At 58.9% G+C, this 14,875-nt stretch carries 14 protein-coding genes; 7 read left to right on the forward strand and 7 right to left on the reverse strand.

Translation table 11 applies throughout. The annotated features are described in order from the left end of the window. Positions 1 to 144 precede the first annotated feature (144 nt). From ACR0B8_RS17660 to ACR0B8_RS17675, 4 genes are all read left to right on the forward strand, one after another. Positions 145 to 633 carry a hypothetical protein gene (locus ACR0B8_RS17660; protein ID WP_170362371.1) on the forward strand — a complete coding sequence of 163 codons (489 nt, stop codon included), beginning with the start codon at positions 145 to 147 and terminating at the stop codon, positions 631 to 633. Positions 634 to 743: 110 nt separating this feature from the next. Then, positions 744 to 1,361: a ribonuclease HII gene (locus ACR0B8_RS17665; protein ID WP_226689246.1), complete on the forward strand. Its 618-nt coding sequence runs from the start codon at positions 744 to 746 to the stop codon at positions 1,359 to 1,361. A 108-nt stretch (positions 1,362 to 1,469) separates the two neighbouring features. After that, the gene (locus ACR0B8_RS17670) at positions 1,470 to 2,570 is read left to right on the forward strand and encodes a site-specific DNA-methyltransferase (RefSeq protein ID WP_170362369.1); all 1,101 of its coding nucleotides are present in this window, start codon (positions 1,470 to 1,472) and stop codon (positions 2,568 to 2,570) included. Positions 2,571 to 2,713: 143 nt separating this feature from the next. Then, positions 2,714 to 4,102 carry an adenylate/guanylate cyclase domain-containing protein gene (locus tag ACR0B8_RS17675; RefSeq protein ID WP_170362368.1) on the forward strand — a complete coding sequence of 463 codons (1,389 nt, stop codon included), beginning with the start codon at positions 2,714 to 2,716 and terminating at the stop codon, positions 4,100 to 4,102. Between the two features lie 78 nt (positions 4,103 to 4,180). Here ACR0B8_RS17675 and ACR0B8_RS17680 read toward each other — a convergent pair whose 3' ends face one another. Continuing rightward, positions 4,181 to 5,317 (reverse strand): alkane 1-monooxygenase, encoded by a 1,137-nt coding sequence (locus ACR0B8_RS17680; RefSeq protein ID WP_170362367.1) that lies wholly within the window; start codon positions 5,315 to 5,317, stop codon positions 4,181 to 4,183. A gap of 59 nt (positions 5,318 to 5,376) precedes the next feature. Then, complete coding sequence (gene mutY, locus ACR0B8_RS17685) at positions 5,377 to 6,432, reverse strand: A/G-specific adenine glycosylase (protein ID WP_170362366.1); 1,056 nt, start codon at positions 6,430 to 6,432, stop codon at positions 5,377 to 5,379. Positions 6,433 to 6,513: 81 nt separating this feature from the next. Here mutY and ACR0B8_RS17690 point away from each other — a divergent pair, with 81 nt between their 5' ends. Together ACR0B8_RS17690 and ACR0B8_RS17695 are read left to right on the forward strand one after the other, a co-directional pair. After that, positions 6,514 to 7,020, forward strand: a complete 507-nt coding sequence (locus ACR0B8_RS17690) for a DUF721 domain-containing protein (RefSeq protein ID WP_170362365.1) — start codon at positions 6,514 to 6,516, stop codon at positions 7,018 to 7,020. A 14-nt stretch (positions 7,021 to 7,034) separates the two neighbouring features. Then, complete coding sequence (locus ACR0B8_RS17695) at positions 7,035 to 7,691, forward strand: DsbA family protein (protein WP_170351070.1); 657 nt, start codon at positions 7,035 to 7,037, stop codon at positions 7,689 to 7,691. Between the two features lie 38 nt (positions 7,692 to 7,729). Here ACR0B8_RS17695 and lpxK read toward each other — a convergent pair whose 3' ends face one another. The 4 genes from lpxK to ACR0B8_RS17715 are packed head-to-tail and all read right to left on the reverse strand — an operon-like array spanning position 7,730 to position 12,081. Beyond that, positions 7,730 to 8,728 (reverse strand): tetraacyldisaccharide 4'-kinase, encoded by a 999-nt coding sequence (gene lpxK, locus ACR0B8_RS17700; RefSeq protein WP_170362364.1) that lies wholly within the window; start codon positions 8,726 to 8,728, stop codon positions 7,730 to 7,732. Beyond that, the gene (locus ACR0B8_RS17705) at positions 8,728 to 9,951 is read right to left on the reverse strand and encodes a 3-deoxy-D-manno-octulosonic acid transferase (RefSeq protein ID WP_170362363.1); all 1,224 of its coding nucleotides are present in this window, start codon (positions 9,949 to 9,951) and stop codon (positions 8,728 to 8,730) included. The genes lpxK and ACR0B8_RS17705 overlap by 1 nt, the downstream gene beginning before the upstream one ends. Further along, on the reverse strand, positions 9,948 to 10,748 hold the full coding sequence (locus ACR0B8_RS17710) for an inositol monophosphatase family protein (RefSeq protein ID WP_170362362.1): 801 nt from the start codon (positions 10,746 to 10,748) through the stop codon (positions 9,948 to 9,950). The genes ACR0B8_RS17705 and ACR0B8_RS17710 overlap by 4 nt, the downstream gene beginning before the upstream one ends. Further along, complete coding sequence (locus tag ACR0B8_RS17715; protein ID WP_170362361.1) at positions 10,735 to 12,081, reverse strand: TldD/PmbA family protein; 1,347 nt, start codon at positions 12,079 to 12,081, stop codon at positions 10,735 to 10,737. Before ACR0B8_RS17715 ends, ACR0B8_RS17710 begins: the two co-directional genes overlap by 14 nt. Positions 12,082 to 12,320: 239 nt before the next feature. Here ACR0B8_RS17715 and ACR0B8_RS17720 point away from each other — a divergent pair, with 239 nt between their 5' ends. Beyond that, positions 12,321 to 13,247 (forward strand): hypothetical protein, encoded by a 927-nt coding sequence (locus ACR0B8_RS17720; RefSeq protein WP_170362360.1) that lies wholly within the window; start codon positions 12,321 to 12,323, stop codon positions 13,245 to 13,247. Positions 13,248 to 13,296: 49 nt separating this feature from the next. Here ACR0B8_RS17720 and ACR0B8_RS17725 read toward each other — a convergent pair whose 3' ends face one another. Beyond that, a complete protein-coding gene (locus ACR0B8_RS17725) occupies positions 13,297 to 14,820 on the reverse strand; it encodes a DUF2125 domain-containing protein (protein WP_480659219.1) in 1,524 nt (507 codons plus the stop codon). Positions 14,821 to 14,875 lie beyond the last annotated feature (55 nt).

Below are 14,875 nucleotides of genomic sequence, written 5' to 3' on the forward strand. Positions count from 1 at the left end.
TTCAATAACCTAAGGGGTTTCGCGGACCTGATATCGGATAACACCGGCCCGTTATTGCCTGTCTGAACGAGGCGCGGCCAGTGTCGGGTCATCAGCACACGGCCCGCCACCGGGTCACCTCAAGACTACTGAAGGACAAGCACCATGCATAAGAAATTCATTGCCCTGATCGTGGCCTCGGCAGTTGCCATCACCGGTATTTCCGCGTCTCAGGCGCGGGCCGCGGATGTCGAGGATATTCTTGGCGGGCTTGCAGCCATTGCGCTGATTGGCGCCGCTGTGAAGCATTTCGACGACAAGAGCAAAAAGAACAACGTGACGCACAACTACAATCACATATATAAGGCGCCCCAGAAACACGTACACACCCGGCCAAAGCACCGGCCACATCACGTACGCCCGCTGCCTCCGCGTGTTGCGCGTTACAGCCTGCCGCAACGATGCTTGCGCACGTTCAAAGGGTATTCGCCCAATCAACGACTGTTGGGGCAGACCTGTCTGGGCAAGCATTACAAATACAGCAATAGCCTGCCTAACCAGTGCAAGGTCAGGTTCTGGAATGGCAAAAAGGTCAAGCGGGCATACCACCCCGGTTGTCTGCGCCAGAAAGGATACCGCGTTAGTTACAAGTAACGGTTTTCGAGCAGGAGCGGCGCCACAGAAGCGCTGTGCGGGAGAGGGCGGCGCAAGCTGCTCTCTCCTTTTTTCTTGCGATGGGTGGCAAAACGCGGTTTTCCGGGGGTATGACGACTCCGGATTATGAAATTGAGAAGGCCGCAGCGGCGCGTGGATTTCTGCGGATCGCTGGCGTAGACGAGGTTGGGCGCGGACCACTGGCCGGACCGGTGGTTGCCGCAGCCGTGATTCTGAACCCCAGTGATATTCCCGACGGGCTGAACGATTCCAAAAAGCTGACGGCGAAACGGCGCGCCGCGTTAGAGGCAGCCCTGCGTAAGAAGGCCGAGATCGCAATTGCCGAGGCGTCAGTGGCCGAGATTGACGAACACAATATCTTGCGGGCTTCGCATCTGGCGATGGAGCGCGCGGTGGCAGCGCTGGACCCGCCGCCTGATTACCTGCTGATCGATGGGAACATGATTCCACGAGGCCTGACGATCCCCGCGAGGGCGGTGGTCAAAGGCGATGCGCATTCTGTGTCGATTGCGGCGGCTTCGATCGTCGCCAAAAACTGGCGCGATCAACTGATGGTGGATTTGGCGCAACAGCATCCGGGCTACGGATGGGAGACAAACGCCGGTTATCCGTCGAAACAACACAAGGACGCGCTGCAAAATCTTGGTGTGACCCCACACCATAGACGTTCCTTCAAGCCGGTACACAATATCTTGTATCAAGAGTAAATCGTAAGTCGCTGATTCAAAAAAGAAATTGACGGCGAATCGACTTTGACTCATCCTTGTCTCAACCAAATGAGCGCAAAAGCGCCGTGGATACTTGAGGCAGTACAAATGACAACAACCACTAAAAAGGGCGCAAAAGCGCTCCCTTTAAACACGATTCTATCCGGGGACTGCATCGATGTGATGAACAGTCTGCCCGAGGCGTCGGTGGACCTGATTTTTGCGGATCCGCCCTATAATCTTCAGTTGAAGGGTCAATTGCACCGCCCCGATAACAGCCAGGTAGATGCGGTTGACGATCATTGGGATCAATTCTCCAGCTTTGCCGTTTATGACCAATTCACCCGCGAATGGCTGAAGGCAGCGCGTCGTCTGCTTAAGCCAAATGGCGCGATCTGGGTGATTGGGTCTTACCACAATATCTTCCGTGTGGGTTCGGCCCTGCAGGACGCGGGCTATTGGATTTTGAACGACGTCGTGTGGCGCAAATCCAATCCGATGCCGAACTTCCGCGGCAAACGCTTTACCAACGCGCATGAGACGATGATCTGGGCGTCGAAACGCGAAGGGGCAAAGTACACGTTCAACTATGAAGCCCTAAAGGCGCTGAACGAGGGCGTTCAGATGCGCAGTGACTGGGTGCTGCCGATCTGCACCGGGCACGAGCGCCTGAAGGATGAAAACGGCGACAAGGCGCATCCGACGCAGAAACCGGAATCGCTGTTGCACCGTGTGCTGATCGGCTCGACCAATCCGGGCGACGTGATCCTTGATCCGTTCTTCGGTACCGGAACCACAGGTGCAGTTGCCAAGATGCTGGGCCGCGAATTCATCGGCATCGAGCGCGAGGAAAGCTATCGCAAGGTCGCTGAAAAGCGCATCTCGAAGGTCCGTAAGTTCGACCGTGAGGCGCTGGAGGTCAGCGCCAGCAAACGTGCCGAGCCGCGCGTGCCCTTCGGCCAACTGGTTGAACGTGGGATGCTGCGCCCGGGTGAAGAACTGTATTCCATGAACCAGCGCCACAAGGCCAAAGTCCGTGCCGACGGCACGCTGGTGGGCAACAACGTCAAGGGCTCGATCCATCAAGTGGGGGCGCAGCTGGAAAACGCGCCGTCCTGTAACGGCTGGACCTACTGGTGCTTTAAACGCGACGGCAAAACGGTGCCGATTGACGTGTTGCGTCAGCAGATCCGGGCCGAGATGAACTGATTTTACCAACACCGCCGGTGCCTGTGGCCTGACACAAGGCACTAAGCCTTGCCCCGCCGATCTCGGCGGGGTCTTTTGTTTTTCAACATCTGGTTTCGAAACGGGCCTTCTGTATCCTGCGGTGCAGTGAAGGAGCTTGTGCAATGTCGGAAACCACAGCCAGCGAGTCCCGCTTTGACCGGTTCTTTGTGACCCGCCCGGACAATTTCGATCTGGAAAACAAATATACCGAAGCCGCGATGGAACGACACAAGCGCGAGGGGCTTGAACTTGCGGTCCGCGCTCGCTGGATCGCGATGGCGCTGACTGGTGTGCTGCTGATCTACCTGAATCCGCAATGGGAAGTGCTGTGGTATCACTTCATCTTGCTGCTGATCTGCGCCAACGGCTGGTTTATCCGGCGCGCGGGGCGTGTGGGGCAATCGCGGACCGAGCTGCTTTTGATCTTTGTGGACCTGCTGATCATGACACTGGGGATGATTGTGCCCAACCCGTTCAGCGACGATGTCCGACCGTTGGCGATGCAGTACCGGTTCGACAATTTCCAGTATTTTTTCATCATTCTGGCGGCCGGTACGTTGGCCTATTCCTGGCGCACGGTGATTGCGATCGGATCATGGACGGCAGGGGTCTGGACAGCAGGATGGATCATCGCCTGGTGGGTTGCAACCCCGATGCCCGGTCTCAGCGAGCGTGTGGCTGAGGCATTGGCTGGCTATCCCGATGTGGCAGAATTGCTGGACCCCAACAGCTTTATGCCAGCGCAGCGTATTCAACAGGTGATCGTGTTCATGATGGTGGCGGTCACATTGGGCGTGTCGATGCGGCGGCTCAATCGGTTGCTGATGTCGAATGCGGGGTTGGAGCGCGAAAGGGCAAACCTGTCGCGGTATTTCTCACCGAACGTGGTGGATGAGCTGAGCCAGAATGATGAGCCGCTGAAGCAGGTGCGGAAAGAGGAAATTGCCGTCCTGTTCATCGATATCGTCGGATTCACCAGATATGCCGCCGGGCGCGACCCTTACGAAGTGATCGAGGTTCTGCGCGGCTTTCACGCACGGATGGAGGCCGAAGTGTTCCGCCATCACGGAACGCTGGACAAATACCTTGGTGACGGGTTGATGGCCACGTTTGGGACGCCGGTGCCGACACCGCAGGATGCGAGTAATGCAGTGGCCTGCGCGCGCGGGATGATCGATGTGATTGACCGTTGGAACGTGGAACGCCGCCGTACGGGCGAGCCTGAGATACGTGTGGGGATCGGGGTCCATTTCGGCGCGGTCGTTCTGGGGGATATCGGCGCTAACCGTTTGGAATTTGCGGTGATAGGGGATGCGGTGAATGTGGCCGCGAAGCTTGAGGCGCAGACCCGCGAATTTCAGGCAAAAGTCATCATGAGCGACGCAGTTCGGAGCCGTTTGGAGGAAGAAGGCCGCAACGTATCCGAGCTGATGGCGGCGTTTGCGAAACACGAAAATCGTGCGGTCCGGGGGGTGGAGGCCCCGATGGATGTATGGGTGATGACCGGGTGAGGGCTCCCGCCGATCAACCATGCATCGAAGGTGCAAGGCGGATCGTTGGGCCGGGCAGCACGCTGACGCGTGCTGCGGTCAGGCGCGTGGCAGCGGGTTTTGCAATTTGTTATAGGGCGTCCAGTCCGTAACTTCGGGATAGTATTGGCGCCGCCAAGCGCGGACGCGCGAGTTCATGATGCGACGCCACAGCGGTGGGATCATCGCGGCGACCGTCATCACCGGATAGCCGTAGGGCAATTGCGGGGCGGCGTCCTCGGGGTGGTGTTGCAACAGGGGAAAGCGGCGGTTGGGTTTATAGTGGTGGTCCGAGTGGCGCTGCAAATTGATGAGCAGCCAGTTCGACGCTTTCTGTGACGCATTCCATGAGTGGCGCGGTTGGACATGCTCATACTTGCCTGCGCCCAGATGTTTGCGTGTCAGGCCATAGTGTTCGACGTAATTAACCAATTCTAGCTGCCAGATGGCGACGCCCGCCTGGATCAGGAACAGTGCGAGCCCCGAGAGACCTCCGATCACGAAGGCCAATACCAGCATTGCACCTTGTAATGCCCAGTAGCGCCAGAACGGGTTGGAGAGGTCGCTCCACGGGCGGTCTTTACGGGCCAGTTTTTCGCGTTCAGCCCGCAAGGCCGAGAACAGGCATTGTTTCAGCACCCGCGGATAAAACCGATGAAACCCCTCGTTATAGCGTGCAGTCACCGGGTCGCGGGGCGTACCGACATAGCGGTGATGCACCAGCAGATGTTCAGAGCGGAAATGTGAATACAGCACCATCGCCAGAAGGATATCGCCCAACCAGCGTTCGACCCGGCCTTTTTGGTGCATCAACTCGTGGCTGTAATTTATGCCGATCGTGCCCGAGATTACACCCATTCCGAAGAACAGCCCAACCTTAGCCAAGGTTGACAGGTGGTCGGTATGCGTGGCGTACCAGATCAACCCGAAAAGGGTCAGGAATTGCACCGGAACCCAGGCTTTCGTCAGCAGGATGTACCAGTGCAACACCGAGTCGGGGGTATCGGGGCTGGCATTGGCCAGATCCAGCCCGGTGAGCCGGTCGAGCAACGCAAAGGCCCACCATGTGGAAAGTGGCACCAGCAAGACCCACCAACCGCCGGCCATTGCGGTGAACCAGATCAGCGGGATCAGCAGGAATGAGATCCAGAACGGCAGGGCCGATTGCCAACGGGGTAAGGTATCTGTTGCGGTCATTGGGTGGCTCCGGATGACTGCGCGCACATTAGCCACAATCCGGCAGGACAGACAATGGGTTACCGGTTGCGCCAGAGGTCATATGCTTTGCGCATCACGGTCGGCAGGTCGCTGGGGCGGAAAGTGTGTTTTTCCAAAACGATCAGATCATCAAGGGTCGTTTCCGTCGGCAACGTAGCTGTCCAGACACACAGGATCAGGTGAAAATGGGTGAAGGTGTGGCGAACCTCACCTGCTAAAGCTTGCCAGTCAGCGGAAAAGGGAGGGGAGTCTGATGGCGCATCTGACCAAACAGACCCCGGCCAGCCCAGCATGCCGCCCAGCAACCCCTTGTCGGGGCGCCGCTCCAGCAACAGGGCTCCATCCGTACGCTGAGCGATATAGACATGGCCATACCGCGTGGGTTTCGGCTTTTTCGGTGTCTTGCGCGGCAGGTCGGGCTGGGTTCCGGCCGCACGGGCTTGACAAGGGTCGCGCAGGGGGCAGATGCCACAGGCCGGAGATTTCGGGGTACAGATCGTGGCCCCCAGATCCATCACGGCCTGTGCATAATCTCCGGGTCGCAGGTCGGGCGTTAGCGCAGCGGCTTTTTCTTTCAACAGGGGTTTCGAGCCTGGCAGAGGGTCGTGAATGTCATACAGACGCGCCATAACCCGCTCGACATTGCCATCCAGAACAGTCTCGGTCTGGTCAAAAGCGATGGCCGAGATAGCGGCGGCCGTATAGGGGCCGATGCCGGGCAGTTTCAGCAGGGCGTCATAGGTATCAGGAAAAACGCCGCCATGTTCATTGGCCACCGCGCGCGCGCATTTCAGCAGGTTGCGGGCACGGGCGTAATAACCCAGCCCGGCCCATTCGCCCATGACCTGATCGTCCGGTGCGGCCGCCAGCGTCTGAACCGTAGGCCAGCGCGCGGTGAATCGCGTAAAATAATCTCGGACAGCGGCCACGGTGGTCTGTTGCAACATCACTTCGGACAACCAGACCCGGTAGGGGTCGGGTATCATGCCCGCCGCCCGGTCGGCTGGTCTAACACGCCACGGCATCGTGCGAGCGTGGCGGTCGTACCAGGCCAGTAACGCACCGCTCAGGTCATATTGAATAGTGTCACGCAAGTTTTATCTATCTCTCTGTCGGGTTTCGCTGGCGTCCGATATCATGCCCTTTACAATAGCGGCGCAGGAGTTGGAAACCAGATGCAGCGCAGACGTTCTTCGACCCGCGGGTTCAAACGCACCGCGACATTGCTGAACGGCCAGATCAGGCGCGCCGGGGAAAGCCGGGGCTTTGCCGTTTCGCGTCTGCTGACCCATTGGGCCGAGATCGTTGGCCAGGATATGGCCGCCATCGCGCGACCGGTGAATGTGGGCTATGGCAAGGGCGGGATCGGCGCGACGCTGACGGTGCTGACTACTGGCCCGCAGGCTCCGATGCTTGAAATGCAAAAAGAACAGCTGCGCGGCAAGGTGAATGCTGTTTATGGCTATAACGCCATCAGCCGGGTGCGTATCACCCAGACCGCGCCGACAGGATTTGCCGAGGGGCAGGCCAGCTTCGATCACAAACCGAAAGCGACGAAACCCAAAATCGATCCCGAAATCGTGGCCGAGGTGGACCGGACCGCGCGCGACGTCAATGACGGTGATCTGCGCGCGGCCCTTGAACGTCTGGGCCGCAACGTATTATCCAAGCAAAAACGCTGAGAAAGGGCTGAGAAATGAGCCGTATTGCAACCGGAATCTGCGCGGCCGTCGCTATTGCCGCTGGCGGCTATTGGCTGTCGAATTCCTCTACTTCGTATCCGATGATTGGCAGTGCCGAGGCGCAAGAGGCCGATATTGACACCTCGACCATCGTCGAGATGGTGCAGGGGGCCGAAGATGCGCCGGTCGAGATCATCGAATATGCATCCTATACCTGCCCGCATTGCGCCAACTTCCATACGGGGGCGTATAAGCAGCTGAAGAAGGATTTTATCGACACCGGCAAGGTAAAGTTCATCTATCGCGAGGTGTATTTCGACAAATATGGCCTGTGGGCTTCGATGGTCGCGCGTTGTGACGGCCCCGATAAGTTCTTTGGCATTTCCGACCTGATCTATGAAGGTCAGTCCGAATGGACCCGCGCAGGTGGTCCAGCTGAAATCGTGGACGAGCTGCGCAAGATCGGGCGTCTGGCTGGTATTGACAATGACCAGCTTGAATCCTGCCTGCAGGACGGCACCCGCGCGCAGACACTGGTGGCCTGGTATCAGGAAAACGCCGAACGTGACGGTGTTCAATCCACGCCTTCGTTCGTTGTGAATGGCAAGAAGGTCGACAACCAATCTTATGCCGATTTCAAGAAGCTGATCGAAGAAGAACTGGGCAGCTGATTGCCTGTTGCGACCGGTTCTGATGGACCGGTCGCACTTTACGGCGACGGGGCGATTTGCAGCAGCATCTGCCGCACCTTGTCGGCCTCATTCACTTTCAAACGCACGGGCAGTGTGATGACCTTGCTGCGAAACGCCGGTGGCAGGCGCACGGCGTCTTTTTCCGTTGTTACCATTTGCGCGCCCAGCAGGCGGGCCTCGTTCTCTAACCGGGTCATAAGGGCAGGGGTCAGCGGTTGGTGATCGTCCAGTGCCTCGGCCCGCAAGAGTGTCGCGCCCTGTTGGCGCAAGGTGGCAAAGAACTTTTCAGGATGGCCTATCCCTGCAAAGGCCAGAACCGGCGTATCTGCCCAATCCATACCGGTTTGCAGGGGCTCAACCGCGCCGGTGGCGTGGGGCACGGTCAGCTTCGCTTCCCAGCGATCGGCAAATTGGGTTTGCGCGTCGGTATCACCCAGCGACAGTACCAGATCGGCGCGCTGCAATCCGGTATCGACAGGTTCCCGCAATGGTCCGGCAGGTAGGCATAACCCATTTCCGAACCCACGCGCCGCATCGACCACGATGACCGAGAAATCCTTGGCGACCGAGGGGTTCTGAAACCCGTCGTCCAGCAGGATCACACTGGCCCCGGCTTCGGCCGCCGCGCGCGCGCCGGCGGCGCGGTCCTTGGCCACCCAGACCTCGGCAAAGGCGGCCAGCAACAGGGGTTCATCCCCGACTTGCGCGGCGGTGTGTTTGGATGGGTCAACCTGCACGGGCCCTTCTAACGAACCTCCATGGCCACGCGTCACCACATGCGTTTCGTGCCAGGCGTCGCGCAATTGCTCGATCATCCAGATTACGGTTGGGGTTTTGCCGGTGCCACCTGCGTTCAGGTTGCCGATGCAGATGACGGGAATGCCGGGTTTCATCCCGGGCTCGGACGCCACCCGCCGGGCGGTTGCGGCGGCATAAATGCGTCCCAGCGGCGCCAGCAATTTTGCGCGCATATCCAGCCGATCGGGGGCGGTATTCCAGAAATTAGGTGCTCGCATCAACCCGCACTCCGCTGATCCAAGCAATCCTGCACCATATCGATCAGGTGATCCGCTTGTGGTGCGCCTTCGGATACGATCTGCCATCCGGCCAGCGCCATATCTGCAGCTCGGTCAGGCGATAGCAGCTCGACCACGGCGTCGCCCAGTTCGGTTGCGGATCTGACCATGCGGGCAGCCCCGGCCCGATCCAGTTGATCGTACATCTGCTGATGACGATGCACAAACGGGCCGTGGATGACGGACGACCCAAGGGCAACGGCAACAAGTGGATCGCGCCCACCCGCGTCGCGCTCTAGCGAACTGCCCATGAATGTGACTGGCGAGACCCGGTGCCACAGGCCCAGATCTTCGGAGTGGGCGGATAGGATAACCTGCGTGTTGTCTTCGATCTGACCGCTGGTGTCCCAATTGGTACAACGCAGATCCATAGTCTCAAGGCGATTTTGCAGCGGTTCCGCCTCGGCGGTGTCTGCCACATTCAGCACCAGTGTCAGCCGGGGCAACATCCGCAATGCCTGGCGATGGGCACTAAGGATCGAGATGAACTCTTTGTCCCGCACACATGCTGCCAACCAGACCGGACGCCCCGCCAGTGCGTGATTGGTTTCGATCAGTTCATCCTCGGGCCAGGGCTGCGGGTTCGGGCTGACATACAATGGTGGAGAGTCGGTGACTTTGCCCGACGTGATGCCAAGGCGACGGATTGTCCGGGTGGTTTCCGAATTCGTGGTCAGGATGGTTTTGAAACAGTCTAAAGTAAAACGGGTGATGTCCGGCAGCCACCGGGCGCCGCGCGCGATCTTTATATCAACCCGTGCTTCGATCAGGATCAGGGGAATACCGCGCTCTTCGGCGCGCGTGATAACATTGGGCATCAGCCCGCCCCCGACCCACAGGCCGATTTCGGGGTGCCAATGGTCCAGAAACGCGCGTGCTGCCCCCGCTTGTTCGGAGGGCAGGTTCACCAGCGGGTAGTCTCCTTGCTCCCAAAGGCTCAGGTCGGCTTCGGCGGGCACTGTCAGCAGCACATGTAAAGTGGGTCGGACCTGCTGCAGCCTATGGCAGAAATCTACGACCGCGCGCTGGCGATCCTGTGCGTTGATATGGACCCATAGCAACTCGCCCTCAGGGCGCTGGATCTCGGGTTGGCTGCTCGGGTTGGACACGCCCCAGGACAGAACCCGATAGGCTGCCAGGCTGAGGGATCGCGGTCGGCTCATGGGCGGATTCCGGTGCTGCCCGGGTCAAGCTGTGCGTGCAGGGTGTCATGAATGGGCGTGCCGGCCGCGATCACGCCGTTCAGGCGCGGATGGGCGTTGTTGAACCGCAAGGGTTGCGCCAACCGGTCGGAACAGCGGCCGCCAGCCTCGCGGATAAGCAGGTCGCCCGCAGCGATATCCCATTCCCAACTGGGCCGCAGCGTCAGCATCCCGTCGAAACGCCCTTGTCCGACCAGCGCCATTCGATAGGCCAGTGACGGGCGATAGACCCGTTCAAAGTCAGGCACCTGACCCTGCCGCCAATGGTGTGGCTTCAAATTGGGTTTGGCCGCCAATATTTGCGCCGTGTCCAGCGTCGTGACGCCCGAGACGTGGATCGCCGCCCCATTCAGAAACGCGCCTTGTCCTTTGGCCGCAGTATACAGCAGATCGCGCAGGGGCAGGTAAACTACAGCTGCAATCACTTCGCCCTGTTCTGCAATGGCCAGTGAGTGTGCCCAGGTGCGCGATCCTTCGGCAAAGCTGCGGGTGCCGTCGATCGGATCGATGATGAACACCCGGTCCTTCGTCAGCCGGTCAGTGGAATCCTCTGTTTCTTCGCTCAGCCAGCCATAGCATGGCCGGGCGGCGGGCAGGCGCTGTTCCAGCATGGCGTTGACGGCCAGATCGGCCTCGGTCACCGGTCCGGCGCCGTCGGGTTTATCCCAGCGCTGCGCCGTTGTGCCCGAGTATCGGGTGGCGATCTTTCCGGCCTCTAATGCGGCGTCGATCAAAAGTTGCAGGTCAGCTGCCGGCAAGTGTCATTCCTTCGATCAGCACCGACGGAACCACCCGCGACAGATACGGGCGCGCGTCGTTTGCCGGGATGATCCGTTTCAACATATCGCGCAGGTTGCCCGCGATGGTGCATTCGTTGACCGGATGCGTGATCTCTCCGTTCTCGACCCAGAACCCTGATGCACCGCGTGAATAGTCACCCGTGTTTGGGTTGATGGTCGAGCCGATCATAGATGTCACCAGCAGCCCGGTGCCCATGTCGCGCAGCAAGTCCTGGCGGCTGTGTGTGCCTTGGGTCAGGCTCAGGTTCCAGTTGCTGGGCGAAGGTGGCCCCGACACGCCGCGCGCGGCGTTACCGGTTGAGGTCATGTCCAGCTTGCGAGCGCTGGACAGATCAAGCGTCCAGCCGGTCAGCACGCCGTTTTCGACAATGGCGCGCCGCTGCGTTGCCAGTCCTTCGGCGTCGAAGGGGCGCGAGCCTGCGATGCGTGGGCGGTGCGGGTCTTCGATCAGCGACAGGTGGTCAGGTAACACCTGTTCGCCCAGACAGTCCTTAAGCCAAGACGCGCCCCGCGCGATAGCCGCACCATTGCTGGCCCCCAGCAGGTGACCGATCAGCGAGGATGAGATGCGTTCGTCAAACAGCACCGGAAATGTGCCGGTGGTGGGTTTCTGAGCCCCGACCAGCGCCACAGCACGTTCACCTGCGGTGCGGCCGATTTCCTCGGGGCTGCGCAGGTCGCTTTGAAAGGTGCGGCTGTCGCCGTCATAGTCGCGCTCCATCCCGGTACCTTCGCCCGAGATCGCCACGCATGTGGTCGAGCGGCTGCTGCGGGCATAGCCACCGGAAAAACCGTTGGTTGCTGTCAGATGTACACGGTGCGTGCCATAAGCCGCCGCTGCATCGGATACTTGCGATACGCCGTGAACCGACAGTGCCGTAGCTTCGGCTGCTAGCGCGTCATGCAGCAGGTCTTCGGCCGCTGGTTCCGGGGTGGGGTCGAACAATTCCAATGCGGGCAGATCCCAATCCGTGGCCAACTGCGCCGCATCGGCCAGCCCGGTGAACGGATCTTCGGGGGCTTCGCGGGCCATGGCCACGGCGCGCTCGGCCATCGCGGTCAAGGTTTCCGGGCGGCTGTCAGAGCTGGACACGATCGCCTGCCGTTGGCCCAGGAACACCCGCAGGCCAAGGTCAGTACCCTCGGACCTTTCGGCATGTTCCAGCGCCCCGCTCCGCACTTCGACTGAAACCGAAGAGCCATCGATCACAATAGCATCCGCCGCGTCGGCCCCGGCATTGCGGGCCGCGTCCATCAAGGATTGGCTGATGTCTTCAGGTGTTAGGGTCATGCGGCCTCCGGTTTTATTGCATTGGACCTAGCCTTGGACCGCCCGTCCCGCAAGACCTCTGGGCAGATAGATCACAGGTCAGACCCCTTAGTTTGGCCCAAATTCAGATGGGGCAGCCGAAGGGTTTACATTTCCGTATAAACTTTCATTAGTTGGGACGCATTACAGATTTCCGGGTGACGATCGCAACAGATTGAAACTTTCACCCGGGCAAGTGAAGGCAAATAGGAGAGCTTGGCTTGGCTCAGTTTTTCGTAGTTGTTTTTGACGAGCCGCATGTCGTTGCCGCGGGCAAAGGGTCGAGCAATATCATCAGCCATTTCACAAGGGTTCTTACCAAGCTGCAAGTCCCCGCTGAAGTTTTGCCTTTCCGGGAACTGATTGAGCGCGGCCCGACAACAGATCCGAAAAGCTATGTTTTGCTGCATTACAACGAGCTTTTCGTCGTTCAGCATCAAAAAGTAGACTGGCTGCGTGCACGTGAAACAGAGCTTGCTGCTCTGGGTCACAAGGTACTGCATTCCGTTGAACATGGGCGCGTCATTGGCCACAAAGTCCGCCAGAACAAGGTTTTGACGGCCGCGGGCGTTCCCATGCCTAGGTTGATTGAGGCGGGTGACAGTTTCGGAACTGTTTTTTCGAACGAAGTGTCAAACGCGCATGTTCCGGTCCAACTCGTGAGTGACGAAAGGGAATTGGATTCTACGCGGTACAACACCGATTACATCAATTGCAAATACGAATACAAAGGTAAGCCCTGGCATGTATCCATTCGTGCCATGGCGGTAGGCGAACAGGTCCTGTTTTCGTGGATAAGAGCCGGAAAAGGACTTAATGTCCGAACTCGGGGGACGCCGGTTGATGCTGAAATGCTAACACATCTTCACGACCTACTGATTAAACCCAATATTGACCAAATCCGCGACATCGCGAAAAGCGTCAAGAATGCTGTGGGCGTCGGGCTTTACGCGCATGACATTCTTCCATGCGCAGAAACCGGGAAGTTTTTTCTGTGTGAGACCAACTTCAAATTTTATGAGGGGATGTACCGGTTCCACATGCAGAGCATTGCTAAGGAACTGCCGACACCCGCGTATTTTAATGGTCGAACCGCCGGACGGCGTATCGCACGAGCTCTAGTCCACGAGTTGGATTTGCAGACCTGAGTCAGTTAGCGGGCGAAGCTCTGGTAATATTGAGCTTCGCCCCCCAACATCACTTGATGCGCTGACCGTTGGCCAGTATCTGGCCATCTTCCGTGAACTCGATTTTCGAGTTCAGCGTATCCGGTTCGTCGCCGGGTACGGCCATCAGGCCCATCATCATCCGCGCACCCATCGCGTCGCTTTCGCCGATCACGCCCATGGTGATCAGCGTGTCGATCAATGCGTTGGCGCCCGCCAGCTGAAGGTTCGCCACGCCGGCCGGGGTCGGTAGCCCGTCGAACTCCTCGGTGCTGGAATTGTCGAAAGTAAAGTCCGCGTCACCCGTCAATTTAGCTCCGACCATTGAAACCAGCAATTCGTTGATCTTCAGCGAGTTCAGCTCACCCGGTGCTTCGCCAGATGTTTCCAGAGCCTCGATGGCGGTCGGATCGAAGAAGTTCGTCAGGATTCTTGCGGTTCCGGTGGCGTCCAGCGCGATGGTTGCCGGGTCGCGCGGCAGGGCTCCTGCCGGGTCGAAGATGCTCCACAACACGTCCGACATGGTGAAATCGGTTACGTTGACCGACAGTCCAAAGGGCTGCTCTTCTTCCGATTGTTGCACCGGGAATTCGAACCCTAACCCTGTCTTGGCCATTGCCATCTCGATTGGGAAGGGCAGCTCGGCGGTAGTCACGGCGAGGTTTGCGCTGTTTTGTTCGACATCATAAGCCAGACGCTGATCATCCAAGCTGGCGCCGAACCGGCCACCTTCGGATTGGGTGGCCATCGAAAATGCCTGACCTTCGCTCGTCCCTTCAATCGCGGTCTGACCCGAAGCGTAAGTGAACAGACCCGAGAATGAGACCCCGCCGTTGAAGAAGGATTGCGGATCGGTGCCGTCGAAATCTTCGGGGATCACGCTGGTGCCTTCGAAGGTCAATTGGTTCATCGACCCGTTGATCTTGCCATCATCTGACCCTTCGGGATCGGTGAATCCCAGATCATAGGTCAGCCCGGCTGCGGTCATTTTCTGGTCCACTGTGCGGGTTTCGCCGATCTTCATCCGCGAATCTCCGGACAAGTCGGTCAGTTTGAAATCCATGGCCAGCATGTCGTTGGGCAGGGTCTCATCCTCGACCTGTACGCCACCCAGTTTCAGACCAAGTGTGGGCGCGGAATAGTCATAAGTCATATCGTCCGGTTGGCCCGAAACGACCATCTCAAGCCCGGTATGGTAGTACTCGATATCAACGGAAAACGCCTCGCCCTCTTCCTCGCCGGACAGGGTCATGGGAAAGCTTTCGGGAAAACCAATGCTGACTGTGCCGTCACCATTTTCAGTCAGGGTCATCTGCGGGACAGTCATCTTGAACGATCCGTCCGTGTCCGGCGCAGACAAGGCAACATTCATATCGGTGATCGTGGTCACCCCGCCCGAGATGGATTGTTCCGCCGAAACCGTATAGCCCATCTGGGACAGGTAGGCCTGCCAATCATCCCAAACCTGCTGGGCGGTGACATCGGCGAACGCGCCCTGAGTGACAACGGCATAGGCCAGAACTGCGCCGCTGCAGCGGCGGAGGAAAGCGGACATTTGAGAACCCTTCTTGATCAAATTTGGCGGCATCGTCGTGCCTGAGGCCGCAGGC

Source organism: Ruegeria sp. BH6 (assembly GCF_056538105.1).